The sequence below is a fragment of the uncultured Lacinutrix sp. genome, from assembly GCF_947500325.1.
Classification (GTDB): Bacteria; Bacteroidota; Bacteroidia; order Flavobacteriales; family Flavobacteriaceae; genus Lacinutrix.
Window position 1 is genome coordinate 30,432 of the sequence record NZ_CANMRQ010000026.1, and the last position, 12,141, is coordinate 42,572.

Annotated in this window: 13 protein-coding genes; 9 read left to right on the top strand and 4 right to left on the bottom strand. The window is 28.8% G+C overall.

Features of this window, described 5'->3' with window-relative positions:
- Positions 1–163 precede the first annotated feature (163 nt).
- The 4 genes from Q0997_RS18475 (at position 164) to Q0997_RS18490 (ending at position 2,971) form a co-directional block, all read left to right on the top strand.
- Complete coding sequence (locus tag Q0997_RS18475) at positions 164–1,195, top strand: OmpH family outer membrane protein (RefSeq protein ID WP_299891709.1); 1,032 nt, start codon at positions 164–166, stop codon at positions 1,193–1,195.
- A gap of 32 nt (positions 1,196–1,227) precedes the next feature.
- A complete protein-coding gene (locus Q0997_RS18480; RefSeq protein ID WP_299891712.1) occupies positions 1,228–1,728 on the top strand; it encodes an OmpH family outer membrane protein in 501 nt (166 codons plus the stop codon).
- A gap of 76 nt (positions 1,729–1,804) precedes the next feature.
- Positions 1,805–2,587, top strand: coding sequence for a glutamate racemase (gene murI / locus Q0997_RS18485; protein ID WP_299891715.1), 783 nt, complete (start codon positions 1,805–1,807; stop codon positions 2,585–2,587).
- 33 nt (positions 2,588–2,620) lie between these two features.
- Positions 2,621–2,971 (top strand): GTPase, encoded by a 351-nt coding sequence (locus Q0997_RS18490; protein WP_299891718.1) that lies wholly within the window; start codon positions 2,621–2,623, stop codon positions 2,969–2,971.
- Here Q0997_RS18490 and Q0997_RS18495 read toward each other — a convergent pair.
- From Q0997_RS18495 to Q0997_RS18505, 3 genes are all read right to left on the bottom strand, one after another.
- Complete coding sequence (locus Q0997_RS18495) at positions 2,961–3,476, bottom strand: gamma carbonic anhydrase family protein (RefSeq protein ID WP_299891720.1); 516 nt, start codon at positions 3,474–3,476, stop codon at positions 2,961–2,963. The two genes, Q0997_RS18490 and Q0997_RS18495, sit on opposite strands and share 11 nt — an antisense overlap.
- 140 nt (positions 3,477–3,616) lie before the next feature.
- Positions 3,617–4,354: a LytTR family DNA-binding domain-containing protein gene (locus Q0997_RS18500; protein ID WP_299891723.1), complete on the bottom strand. Its 738-nt coding sequence runs from the start codon at positions 4,352–4,354 to the stop codon at positions 3,617–3,619.
- Positions 4,355–6,523 carry a histidine kinase gene (locus tag Q0997_RS18505; protein WP_299891726.1) on the bottom strand — a complete coding sequence of 723 codons (2,169 nt, stop codon included), beginning with the start codon at positions 6,521–6,523 and terminating at the stop codon, positions 4,355–4,357.
- A gap of 209 nt (positions 6,524–6,732) precedes the next feature.
- Here Q0997_RS18505 and Q0997_RS18510 point away from each other — a divergent pair, with 209 nt between their 5' ends.
- From Q0997_RS18510 to Q0997_RS18520, 3 genes are read left to right on the top strand one after another with little or no spacing between them, the layout of a single operon-like run.
- A complete protein-coding gene (locus Q0997_RS18510; protein ID WP_299891728.1) occupies positions 6,733–7,749 on the top strand; it encodes an SIMPL domain-containing protein in 1,017 nt (338 codons plus the stop codon).
- A gap of 4 nt (positions 7,750–7,753) precedes the next feature.
- The gene (locus tag Q0997_RS18515; RefSeq protein WP_299891731.1) at positions 7,754–8,473 is read left to right on the top strand and encodes an SIMPL domain-containing protein; all 720 of its coding nucleotides are present in this window, start codon (positions 7,754–7,756) and stop codon (positions 8,471–8,473) included.
- Positions 8,474–8,476: 3 nt separating this feature from the next.
- Positions 8,477–9,637 carry a VWA domain-containing protein gene (locus tag Q0997_RS18520; RefSeq protein ID WP_299891733.1) on the top strand — a complete coding sequence of 387 codons (1,161 nt, stop codon included), beginning with the start codon at positions 8,477–8,479 and terminating at the stop codon, positions 9,635–9,637.
- A gap of 67 nt (positions 9,638–9,704) precedes the next feature.
- On the opposite strand, the gene Q0997_RS18525 is transcribed toward Q0997_RS18520, so the two are convergent.
- Positions 9,705–10,724 carry a type IX secretion system membrane protein PorP/SprF gene (locus Q0997_RS18525; protein WP_299891735.1) on the bottom strand — a complete coding sequence of 340 codons (1,020 nt, stop codon included), beginning with the start codon at positions 10,722–10,724 and terminating at the stop codon, positions 9,705–9,707.
- A gap of 262 nt (positions 10,725–10,986) precedes the next feature.
- Here Q0997_RS18525 and Q0997_RS18530 point away from each other — a divergent pair, with 262 nt between their 5' ends.
- Positions 10,987–11,889: a NifU family protein gene (locus Q0997_RS18530; RefSeq protein WP_299891737.1), complete on the top strand. Its 903-nt coding sequence runs from the start codon at positions 10,987–10,989 to the stop codon at positions 11,887–11,889.
- Between the two features lie 114 nt (positions 11,890–12,003).
- Positions 12,004–12,141 (top strand): dodecin family protein (locus Q0997_RS18535; protein WP_299891743.1); only part of this gene is annotated, 138 nt, incomplete at its 3' end.

A 12,141-nucleotide genomic window follows, 5' to 3' on the forward strand; every position in this document is an offset into this window, starting at 1 on the left:
CACGATATTTTCAATGTACAGTTTGAGTATTTGATTCAGGAATTAAATTTTTAAAATTAAAATTCGTTATTTTGAAACTAAGTAATTCAAAATATAAGACAGGATCAAGACAATCATCTGTCATTTTTTGAGTTTATAGCTTATGAATATAAAAACTAAACAGATGAAATTTAAAGTTCTTTTTTTATTGACTATAATGTCTATGTTGAGCTGGAATATTAATGCCCAAGGCAGAGGTGTTAGAATTGGCTACATAGATACCGAATATATTTTAGAAAATGTTCCTGAATATGGTGAAGCAACAACTCAACTTGAATCTAAGGTACAAAAATGGAAAACTGAGATAGAAGCTAAACTAAATTCTATTAAAGAACAGCGTGAGGCTTTAAATACTGAAAAAGTATTATTAACCAAAGAATTAATTGAAGAACGTGAAGAAGATATAAATTTTGAAGAAAAAGAAATTTTAGACTATCAACAAAAACGATTTGGACCAAATGGAGATTTAATGATTCAAAAAAGGCAATTAATGCAGCCTATCCAAGATCAAATTTTTCAAGCCGTTCAAGATATTGCAAAAGCAAGAAAATATGATTTCGTTTTTGATAAATCTGCCGATGTTGTAATGTTGTATTCTGCTGAAAGGTTTGATATTAGTGAACGCGTATTAAGAACAATAACAAGAGCATCTAAACGTAAGCAATTAAAGTCTAGAAAAGATAAAAAACAAGCTAAAGAAGAAGATGTTGTTGTTGAAGTAAATGAAGGAAAAGACGCTAGACAAAAAGCATTAGATGAAAAGAAAGCGGCAAGAAAAAAATTAGTTGAAGAGCGCAAGAAAGCGGCAGCCGAAAAGCGAGCAAAAATTTTAGCAGATAGAGAAAAAGCTAAGCAAGAAAAATTAGATGCCGAAAACAAAACAACTGAAGATGGAGAGAATCAAATGAGTGAAGAAGAAAAAGCTGGAGATAAAGAAGAAGGTACTGAAAATAAAAAAGAAAGTTCTGAAAGTGAAGAAGCTCCAAAAACTAGAGAGCAAATTTTAGAAGAACGTAGACAAAAAAAGTTAGCAGATAGAGCTGCAAGAAAAAAAGCATTAGAAGAAAAAAGAAAAAAAATCTTAGAGGACCGTAAGAAAGCAAAAGAAGCGAAAGAAAGTGCTCCAGAAGACGATACTCAAGACGATAACAATTAATAATTATAACACACAAATAAATACTATTAAAAATGAAACAATTTAAAACACTACTTATTGCAGCAGCATTATTTATTGGAGCAACTAGTTTTACAAATGCCCAATCTAATGTCGCTCACATTAATGTAAATGAGCTTATCTCTTTAATGCCAGAGATGAAAGCTGCGCAAGCGGAAATGGAAAAAGTAGGAAAAACTTACGAAGCAGATTTAACAGCTATGCGTACAGAGTATCAAAACAAAATGAAAAGATACGAAACTGAGGCTGCTGGAAAAACTCAAGAAGAGAATGAAAAGCGTTTAGTTGAAGTACAAACAGATTCACAAAGTATTCAGCAATATGCTGCTAATGCTCAACAAGAACTTCAAAAGAAAGAATTAGCATTATTAAAGCCTATTCAAGAAAAAGCATTAGCTGCAATTAATAAAGTAGCGAAAGCACAAGGTTTTCAATATGTTTTAGACAGAGCAACTTTAATTACTGCAGAAGGTAAAGATTTACTTTCAGATGTAAAGAAAGAATTAGGTATCTAATTAAAACTTAATTTTACAACTATAAAAGCTGCCTTATTTAAGGTGGCTTTTGTATTTTTATAACATTATCATTTCTATGAGTAAACAACCTATTGGCATATTCGATTCTGGTGTTGGAGGCACTTCTATTTGGAAAGAAATTCGCACCTTATTACCAAATGAAAATACTATTTACCTTGCCGATAGTAAAAACGCACCTTATGGCGCAAAAACTAAAAATGAAATTATAGAACTTAGTATAAAAAATACAGAGTATCTATTACAAAAAGGCTGTAAAATAATCGTAGTTGCTTGCAATACTGCTACAACCAATGCCATCTCTATTTTAAGAGAAAAATATGATGTTCCTTTTATTGGTATTGAGCCTGCTATTAAACCTGCCGCACTACAAACACAAACCAAAGCAATAGGTATTTTGGCTACGAAAGGCACTTTATCTAGCGCATTATTTCATGAAACATTAGACCTGTATTCTAATGGCATTAAAATAATTGAACAAGTAGGAGAAGGCATAGTGCCTTTAGTTGAAACAGGAATGCTGAATACAACAACTATGAGATCATTATTGAAGCCTTATCTTAAACCAATGCTAGAGGCTAATATTGATTACTTGGTTTTAGGCTGTACACATTACCCATATCTTATTCCTCAATTACTAGATCTATTACCTAAACACGTTAAAATTATAGATTCTGGTGCAGCGGTAGCCAAGCAAACTAAAACCATATTAAAGCAGTATAGTCTATTAAATAATGATATTAAAAAACCTACAAACGCTTTTTATATTAATATAAAAAATACTGAAGTGATGCAGTCACTTTTAGGAAATCGTTTTAAAGTTGAATATTTAAATTTTTAGTAAGTTATACTATATAATCACTACTTATGTAGTATGCAAAAACTAATCTTCATCTATAACGCAAATTCAGGTCTTGCTAATACATTTTTAGATGTTGCCCATAAAATTTTTAGCCCTAAAACATATAATTGCAATTTATGTGCAATTACTTTCGACACCTTTTCTGAAAACAAAGTTTGGAAAGATTTTAGAGAACAAAGTAATATTGACATGGAATTTCTTCATATTGATGAATTTGAAACAAAACATACTAATACAAATTATACATATCCTATAATTATAAAAGAAACCCAGAATGGTTTTGAGGAGTTTATGTCTACAAAAAAGATTAATACATTAAACTCTATTGAAGCATTAATCTCTATTATAAAAACTACTCTTTAAACCAGCTAGAATACTTAACATAATTTTCAGCAATTCGGTTTATTTCTCCATTAATAAGTGCCTTACTTATGTCTTTAACTTTTTTTGCTGGTACACCAGCATAAATACTACCAGATTCTATAATTGTATTTTGAGTAACAACTGCTCCAGCTGCTACAATACTGTTACTCTCTACTACACAATTATCCATTACAATACTTCCCATGCCTATAAGTACATTATCATGAATAGTACAGCCATGAACAATAGCATTGTGTCCTATAGATACATTATTCCCAATAGTTGTTGGATATTTTTGATAAGTACAATGTACTACTGCTCCATCTTGAACATTAACTTTATTACCTAACTTAATGTAATGCACATCTCCACGTAATACTGCATTAAACCATATACTACATTCTTTCCCCATTGTCACATCTCCAACAATAGTAGCATTTTCTGCTATGTAGCAATCTTGTGGTATTTGTGGTGTTTTTCCTTTTACTGGTTTTATTATTGGCATAAAATTCCTTTGAAAAAAGGAATCTCTTTTTACTTTTAGAGCTCCTTTTTGGTTTATATATAAAGAATACTTTTATTCTTTTAAAAGCATACGATATTCTTGTTTTCTTTTATGGAATTCCTGCTTACTCAGGAATTTTATTATTTAAAGTAAGATAATAATTCAGATTTTTTTGATGGTGACACCATCACTTCTTTTCCATTGCTTAATATAACGCTTCCACCTTTTCCTTTTACATATTTCACAACTTCATTCACATTTACCAAATAACTCTTGTGCACACGAGCAAAACTTGACCCTTTAAGTGTTTCTTCAAAGTGTTTTAATGTTTTACTTACTATTTTACGTTTATTATTATTAAGGTAAATCTCAGTATAATTATCATCAGCTTTACAGAATAAAATATCTGCTATACTAATAATTTCGAAACCATCTTGTTGTGGTATCGTAATTTTACCATCAACATTTTTACTTGTTTTTGGTACTAAAACTTGATCTTGTAAAGCATCTTCTTTTGTTTTAATTTCTACGACATAATCGACTGCTTTAATCAAATCGTCAATAGCAATAGGTTTCATTAAATAATACGACGCATGTGCATTTAAAGCTTCTATAGCATAATGATTATATGCCGTTACAAAAACTGTTTCAAAATTACGATCGCCAACTTTATCTAACAAATCAAAAGCATTACCATAAGGCATTTCTACATCTAAAAAGACTAAATCTAAGTCTTGGCCTCTAATGAGTTCTAAAGCTTCATTTATATTAGCAGCTTCACCCTTAATTTCAACATTAGGACAATACTTTTTGAGATAATTTTTTAAAATTTCTCTACTTGTTTCTTCGTCTTCTACTATTATCGATTTTAATTTCATTTAATCTCGTTTTAAAGTCACTACTACTTTAGTTCCTATATCTCCTTCAGACTGGAAATCGTCTATAAACACATCAACTTTATCTTTATACATTTCGTTTAAAATAGACACACGCTTTTTAATATTACCCATACCTTTCGACTTTTGTTTTTGTTGATTCTCTGTTTTTAGTGCTCTAGATTTTTCACGCCCAATACCATTATCTACAATTGTAATTGCTATTTCTTCTTTTTCTTTTTTAACTATAGAAATATCTAAAATTCCTTTTTCTTTTTTATAACGTAGTCCATGCCAAACTGCATTTTCAATATATGGTTGTAATAACATTGGAGGTATTTGAAAATCATCAACATTAATAGTATCATCAACAGTTATATTATAATCAAACTTATCCTGAAATCTAAAATGCTCTAACTTAGTATACAATTCTAAAAGCTCAATTTCCTTTTGCAATGGTATAAAGTCTTCTTCACTATTTTCTAAAACAGCACGCATAAGTTTTGAAAAATCACTTAAATATTTATTAGCAGTACGTTCGTCGTTAGTAGCTATAAAACTATTTACCGAATTGAGTGCGTTAAAAATAAAATGAGGATTCATTTGACTTCTTAATGACTTTAATGCTAATAAATTATTTGCTGTTTTTTGTTGTTTAATGTATTTATACATTAAATAGGCTATTAATAATAAGAGTAATAATCCTCCAATTAGCGAGTATATTGTTATTTTTTGCCTCTTGTTACGTTCAACTGTGGCTTCAAATTTACTTTCTGATAGTTCACGGTCTTTTTTTAATAAAATAATACGATTTTCATTATCAGAAAGTTTTTTTGCGAAACGTTTTGCATGTATAATTTCTTGATCTTTTTTTGCATATAAAGCATCTAAAGTCTCAGTATAATCATCGAATGCTTTTTTTGCCTTCTCAAAATCACCAGCATTTTCATACACTTCAAATAATTTACGTTTTCCATCTTTTTCAACATCTAGATCTTCTCGTTTATCTGCTTCTTCTATACTTTTTTCTAAGTAAGATATAGCATTACTATAATCCTTTTGAAGATAATAGGCATTACCTATTTTATAATTTTGTTTTTGTATTGTAAAATCGCTTTCGTTTTCAATTATAGAATCGGTTTCAATATCTTGAATTTGAGGAATAGCCTCTTTTCTTAACTGAATTTCTTCTTCATAATCTGCATTAGAATTATTAAAATCTGCAACTGTAATTTTTTCTTTTATTGCTCTAGTTTTATTTTCTTGAGATGCTAAATCTAAGGAGTTTTTAAAATAAATTTTGGCTTCACCCTTAGATCCACTCTCACCATATGTCTGGGCTAACTTGGAATTTAAATCGGTGATTTTTGGCGTAATAAAACTCTGTCTAGCAATATTTAAACTTGTTTTATAAGCATCTATAGCGGCATTATAATCCTTGATAGATCTATTAACATCACCAAGTCCTTCATACAATTCTACTGTTTGATAATTTGATAAATTAGATTTATTCAAACTATTATAAACAGTTAAGCTTTCTTGAAAGTTTTTATTCTTCATATAAGCTTCAGCCAGTTTCAATTTAACATCATTAGAATTATAGTTATTAAGGCTTATTCTATAATTAGTAATAGCCAAATCATACTGTTTCCAATGCATATAAATATCTGCAAGTGTTTCGAAAGCTTCTGCATTTTGTTTAACAGATGTGCTATTCTTTATACTTTCAGTAATGAATTGAACACTTTTTTCTGCAGATTTTTTTCTATAAAACTTAGCAGAGTCAATTAAACTATTAAACGAATTATTCCGTTTATATTTTTTAGTCTGTACAGGACTATAATTAGGTTGTACTTCTATTGCTATTCTATCTCCACTATCTATAGTATGGTATACCGTTTGAAAATCTTTATGACTAACCATAAGCTCATCTCCTATTCTAGCTTCAATCCTAAAGTCTCCTTCTCTATCTGTAGACGTGTATTTACCTCCGTTAACTTGAATATTTACATTTCGTATTGGTTCTTTTGTATCACTTTCTTTAACAGATCCTTTAATGGTATAATATATATCTTCGACTTTATTGTCATTAATTTCATCGTTCTGAGCATCAAGTTTGATAAAACTTAAAGCACAGATTAAGAATAATATGTAGTATTTATTTGTATTCATTAATATTTCTAAAGGATAAACTTACACACTTTAGTTGGCATATTAAAACCGAAACATTCAAATTATAAGTTTAAATGTTACTATTTCTACTTGTTTACTCAATCATATAGACTATTCACTCATTTAAAAACAAGGCTTACTCATTATCGTTTTTTTTAAAACTAAGTTGATTTTAAGTTTACCCAGATTTAATAACAAATAAAAATTATATGAAAACAAAAATGCATCTAGTATTTCTATTTGTAAGCACAATAACCTTTGCCCAAATTAAAGGTAATGCTACAACTATTTCAAGACAAAATGTAATGAGCTCCGAAAGTTTAGGAAACGCTAATATTTATGATCAAAACATTAACCGTTTTAGGCGCCAAACATTAACACCTAATGCTCAAATATCTATAGATGTAAAAGCCTTAAATAATGTTGTCGCAGATGCCTACACTGCTGTTTTTAATGTCGTACAAATTGGAGAAACAAGTGAAGACACGAATAGACTAATGAATGAGACTGTGAATAAAATTAAAAATGAATTAGTCTCAATAGGTGTTCCATCAAAAGACTTTGTAATTGATGTTATTTCTTTTGTTCCTGTATACGAAACAGTTGTTGAGCGCAAATTATTCAGTAAAAAATATCATGAAGTCCCTAAAGGCTTTGAATTACAACAAAATATTCATGTAAAATTCACTAAGGTTAATCAATTTGAAAAAATACTATCTGCTTTTGCAAAAAATGAAGTATATAATCTTGTTAAGGTTGATTATTTCATTGATAATATTGAAACTGTATATACAAAACTTAGGGCTGAAATATTAAAAACTCTAAAAGAAAAACAAAAATTTTATGAAGATCTAGGTTTTGATTTATCGAACTACAAACCTACTATAGCAGATATTAAATACTGTTATTTTCCAAAAGAATTTTATAAAAACTATCAAGCTTTTAATAGTATTTCTATGGAAGCTTTAAAGAAGAAAAAAGGAGTTCTTAAAGCAAAAAAACAAACCTCTTACTATTACGAACCATTATCTTTTAAAGCATATGACATTGTTATTAACCCTTCAATTGTTGAACCCGTTATTCAAATTGGTATGGAAATAAAATTACAGTACACAGAAAAACCAAAAGAAGAAAAACCAGAACCCAAAGAAGTCATTAAAAATAAATTTTTTATGGTTTCAGATCAAGGTAATATTAATGTAAAAGAATTAAAACTAGAAAATTAAGATTATGAAAAAAATAATTATATCCATCCAAATTTTTCTGTTTAGCACTATCTTTTTATTCTCTCAAAATGTGCAAAAAAACTTTATAGACGAGCCATATATTGATGTTACAGGTAAAGTTGAAACAGAAATAACACCAAATGAAATTACGATTAGTATTGTTTTAAATGAAAATGATAAAAGAGGTAAAATTAGTATTGAAAAGCAAGAACAACAACTTATTTCATCTCTTAAATCAATTGGAATAGATACAGATAAACAATTATCGGTGAAAGATTATACTGGTAATTATCTAAAAAGGTTTTTAGCTAAAAATGAAGTTTCAAAAATTAAGTATTTAGAACTCTTAGTTAGCGATAGTGAATCTCTAAGTAAAGTATATAGAGTATGTGACACTCTAGAGATTTCAAACACATCCATAATAAAAATAAGTCATTCAGACATTGAAAATCTACGGAGACAAAATAAAATCGAAGCTCTTAAAGTAGCAAAAACAAAAGCTTCAGATTATGCAAATGCTGTAAATCAAAAAATTGGCAAAGCAATACATATAAAAGAAGACAGCAATGATAACCTCAATTTCCTTGCTAATAATTCTATTAAAATTCGTGGTAATTCAAGTCGTATTTATAATTCAGATTCAAAAAATGATTACTACAAAACTCCTGATTTTAGAAAAATAAAACTAATAGCATCTATATCGGTTAAATTTAAATTAATATAAATTATGAAAATAGCAATCAAAATGAGCTTTATAGCTCTAATGGCATTAGGAATATCTGCTTGTAATGCCAACAACAAAAAAGAAAATGACAGATATGTAATTAATACTGCAACAAAAGACGCTCACAAACCTAAAAAACATTCTATTAAAGTTGCCTTATTATTAGACACTAGCAATAGTATGGATGGTTTAATAGATCAAGCGAAAGCACAGTTATGGCAAATAGTAAATGAATTATCTTATGCTAAATGTGATGATGACAAACCTAATTTACAAATAGCAGTATACGAATATGGTAATGATAATTTAAATGGAAGCGAAGGTTACATTCGTCAAGTTATAAACTTTAGCGATGACTTGGATGAAATTTCAAAACAACTATTTTCATTAACTACCAAAGGAGGAAATGAATACTGTGGCCACGTTATTAACACTGCAATTGATCAGTTAGATTGGAAAGGAAACAAAACAGATTTAAGGCTCATTTTTATAGCAGGAAACGAACCTTTTACTCAGGGTAAAGTAAATTATAAAGAAGCTACTAAAAAAGCACATAATAATGATATTACTGTAAACACTATTTTTTGCGGTGATTATAATCAAGGTATTTCTAGTTATTGGAAAGATGGAGCAGATAATGCTCATGGCGATTATATGGCAATTAATCATAATAGGGAAACATATTATGTTTCTTCTCCATACGATGATGAAATTTTAGAATTTAATAAGAAACTAAATAATACTTATGTCGCGTATGGTAATATAGGCGCTTCAAAAATGCAATTACAAGCAGATCAAGATAGCAATGCAAAAGAATATAGTAATGCAAATGCTGTAAGTAGAACTGTTAGTAAGAGTTCTCACTTATATAAAAATAAATCATGGGATTTAGTAGATGCATCTGATGATGAAAACTTTAAATTAGAAGAAATTGAACTGAGCGAGTTACCATCCGAATTAAAAGGAAAAAATAAAACTGAAATAGAAAAACACATAAAACAAAAGAAAAAAGAGCGTGAAACTATTCAGCAAAAAATTCAAGAATTAAATGCTAAACGTAAAGTTTTTATTTCAAAACAAAAGAGTAATAATAATGGTTTAGAAAGCGCCATGATTAAAGCCATAAAAAAACAAGCAAAAAACAAAAATTACAAATGGGAATAATCTCCATTTTAATTGTAATAAAAAAGCCTCGATATTAATCGAGGCTTTTTTATATGTATTATTTACATTAATTAATTGCAGGACAATTACAATGGTAACGCTCCTTAGCACAACCAAAGTTATAACCTAATGTTAATTGATGAAACCCTCCATTATTAAACACTACCGAATTAGACTGATAACTATATGTATAGGCAAACATAAAGTTATTAAGGTTAACACCTAAAAGTGGAGTAATATATTGTAATTTTTGACTACTTACACCAGATCCTTGTTGAAATTCGGCACCATCTAAACTTCTTCTATAAGATAATCCTCCCCAAATTTTACCAAAATCCATTGCCTTGTATGCTTTCACATTAATATCGAAAGAAGCTTCTTCTGTAGCTTCTCTATACATAAACATTACTGACGGTTCAAAACTCCAATCACTATTAAAATTACTAAACGTATTACCTAAAGAGACTAGATAAGTTCTTAAATTATTAAAATTAAGACCATCTGCATTATTATTAAAATTCACACCATCATTATTCAATAAGTTTTTTATTGTAGCATGTGCGTAAAAATTATATAAGTTATATGAAAAGCCAAAATCAACATTAAATTCTGTTGCAGATTGCTCAATTCCAGCAATTAATGGATCATTATCTCCATCTTGCAGAAACGTTGTCTCATCTAACTTATACTGCAAAGCTCCTGCACTTAAACCAAAAGACAATTGGTTTAAATCTGTAGTACTTCTAGAAAATAAAATATGGTGTGCATAAGTCAAATATACTCCTGTTTGAGAATGAAATCCATTTTTATCAGAATATACGATTGCACCAATTCCAGAATTACTCTCTCCTATTCTACTATTAATACTTGCAGTAAGTAAAGCGGGTGCATTATCATCACCAAACCATTGTTGACGTCCAGTTATTCTAATTTTAGAACAATTAGCTGCTCCAGCCATTGATGGGTGAATTAAGTAATAATTATCTGTTAAGTAATCAGAATAAATAGGAAGACCTTCCTGCGCCTTAGCAATTTGACTGTATAAAAACACAGAAACTGCTAACATAAATAACCTTTGTAATCTCATAAAATGTTTATTTTCAAAGTAGATATTGGTTCTAAACTTCAAGCCATTGGTATTATTAACTCTTTTTTGTCGAATAAATTATATTTTGCCAAATATAAAGATTTAGTTTATATAATTAAACCCACAAAAGTTAAAGCTAGCAATATAAAAAGGATTTATCAAAAAAGCTAAAATTTTAGACGAATTGAACTTTTCATTAATTAGCATATATATTGATTCCTCTACTTTTCTTTTAGTATTTTTGTAAAAAATTTAAAGCTAAATGACTCCATATAAAGTTACAATACAAGAAACTTCAAATAATACTATAATCAAATTTGAACTAAATCAATTTATTACACAGCACCAAAGCTTCGAATTTAATAATATCGATGAAGCTAAATCATCACCTTTAGCGCAACAATTGTTCTATTTACCTTTTGTAAAAAAAGTATATCTCACTAGTAATTTTGTTGCTATTGAACGCTTCAATATTGTAGAATGGAAAGATGTTCAGTCAGAAGTTGCTCAACAAATTGAAGAGTATCTAAATAATGGTGGAACTGTTGTTGAAAATACGGATAACACTAAGAAAGTTCCTGTTACTGTTTATGCTGAAAGCACGCCAAATCCCTCTGTTTTAAAGTTTGTTGCCAATAAAAAATTAGTAACTGCTGCATACGAATTCACTTCAATTGATGTAGCAAAACCCTCGCCTTTAGCAACAGAATTATTTCACCTTCCTTTTGTAAAAAGTGTTTTTATTGATGAAAATTACGTATCTGTTACTAAATACGATGTTGCTGAGTGGCAAGAAATAACAAATGAACTAAGAGAGTTTATTAGAACTTATATTGAAAATGGAAAAGAAATAGTTTCTGCAAGTGCTCCTGAAGTTATTGAAAATACTACTGAAAAAATAGATGCTCATTTTGAAACTTTAGATGATACTTCTAAAGAAATAGTGAATATATTAGAAGAATATGTTAAACCTGCTGTAGCAAGTGATGGAGGTAATATTCAATTCGAATCTTATGATGAACAAACAAAAACCGTAAAAGTAATCCTACAAGGAGCATGTAGCGGTTGTCCTTCTTCTACATTTACTTTAAAAAATGGTATTGAAAATATGCTTAAAGAAATGCTTAAAGGAAAAGTAAACACGGTAGAAGCGATAAACGGATAATCGAAAAAAAACACCACTTTATCGTATATTTATATTGCTTAGGTTTTATAAATCAATAAAATTTGACTAAATAGTCGTAGCTTTATACTAATCATTTAATTAAAAATAAAAATTATGGCAGTATTAAAAGTTATTGAAGTATTATCAAACTCTGATAAAAGTTGGGAAGATGCAACAAAAAAAGCAGTAAAACACGCTTCTAAAAGTGTTAAAAACATTCGCTCTGTGTATGTTCAAGATCAAAGTGCTAGT

Excerpts from the sequence above, each read along its gene's own strand:
- Q0997_RS18475 (WP_299891709.1), top strand. The coding sequence starts at position 164 with ATGAAATTTAAAGTTCTTTTTTTATTGACTATAATGTCTATGTTGAGC.
- Q0997_RS18480 (WP_299891712.1), top strand. The coding sequence starts at position 1,228 with ATGAAACAATTTAAAACACTACTTATTGCAGCAGCATTATTTATTGGA.
- murI (WP_299891715.1), top strand. The coding sequence starts at position 1,805 with ATGAGTAAACAACCTATTGGCATATTCGATTCTGGTGTTGGAGGCACT.
- Q0997_RS18490 (WP_299891718.1), top strand. The coding sequence starts at position 2,621 with ATGCAAAAACTAATCTTCATCTATAACGCAAATTCAGGTCTTGCTAAT.
- Q0997_RS18495 (WP_299891720.1), bottom strand. The coding sequence starts at position 3,476 with ATGCCAATAATAAAACCAGTAAAAGGAAAAACACCACAAATACCACAA.
- Q0997_RS18500 (WP_299891723.1), bottom strand. The coding sequence starts at position 4,354 with ATGAAATTAAAATCGATAATAGTAGAAGACGAAGAAACAAGTAGAGAA.
- Q0997_RS18505 (WP_299891726.1), bottom strand. The coding sequence starts at position 6,523 with ATGAATACAAATAAATACTACATATTATTCTTAATCTGTGCTTTAAGT.
- Q0997_RS18510 (WP_299891728.1), top strand. The coding sequence starts at position 6,733 with ATGAAAACAAAAATGCATCTAGTATTTCTATTTGTAAGCACAATAACC.
- Q0997_RS18515 (WP_299891731.1), top strand. The coding sequence starts at position 7,754 with ATGAAAAAAATAATTATATCCATCCAAATTTTTCTGTTTAGCACTATC.
- Q0997_RS18520 (WP_299891733.1), top strand. The coding sequence starts at position 8,477 with ATGAAAATAGCAATCAAAATGAGCTTTATAGCTCTAATGGCATTAGGA.
- Q0997_RS18525 (WP_299891735.1), bottom strand. The coding sequence starts at position 10,724 with ATGAGATTACAAAGGTTATTTATGTTAGCAGTTTCTGTGTTTTTATAC.
- Q0997_RS18530 (WP_299891737.1), top strand. The coding sequence starts at position 10,987 with ATGACTCCATATAAAGTTACAATACAAGAAACTTCAAATAATACTATA.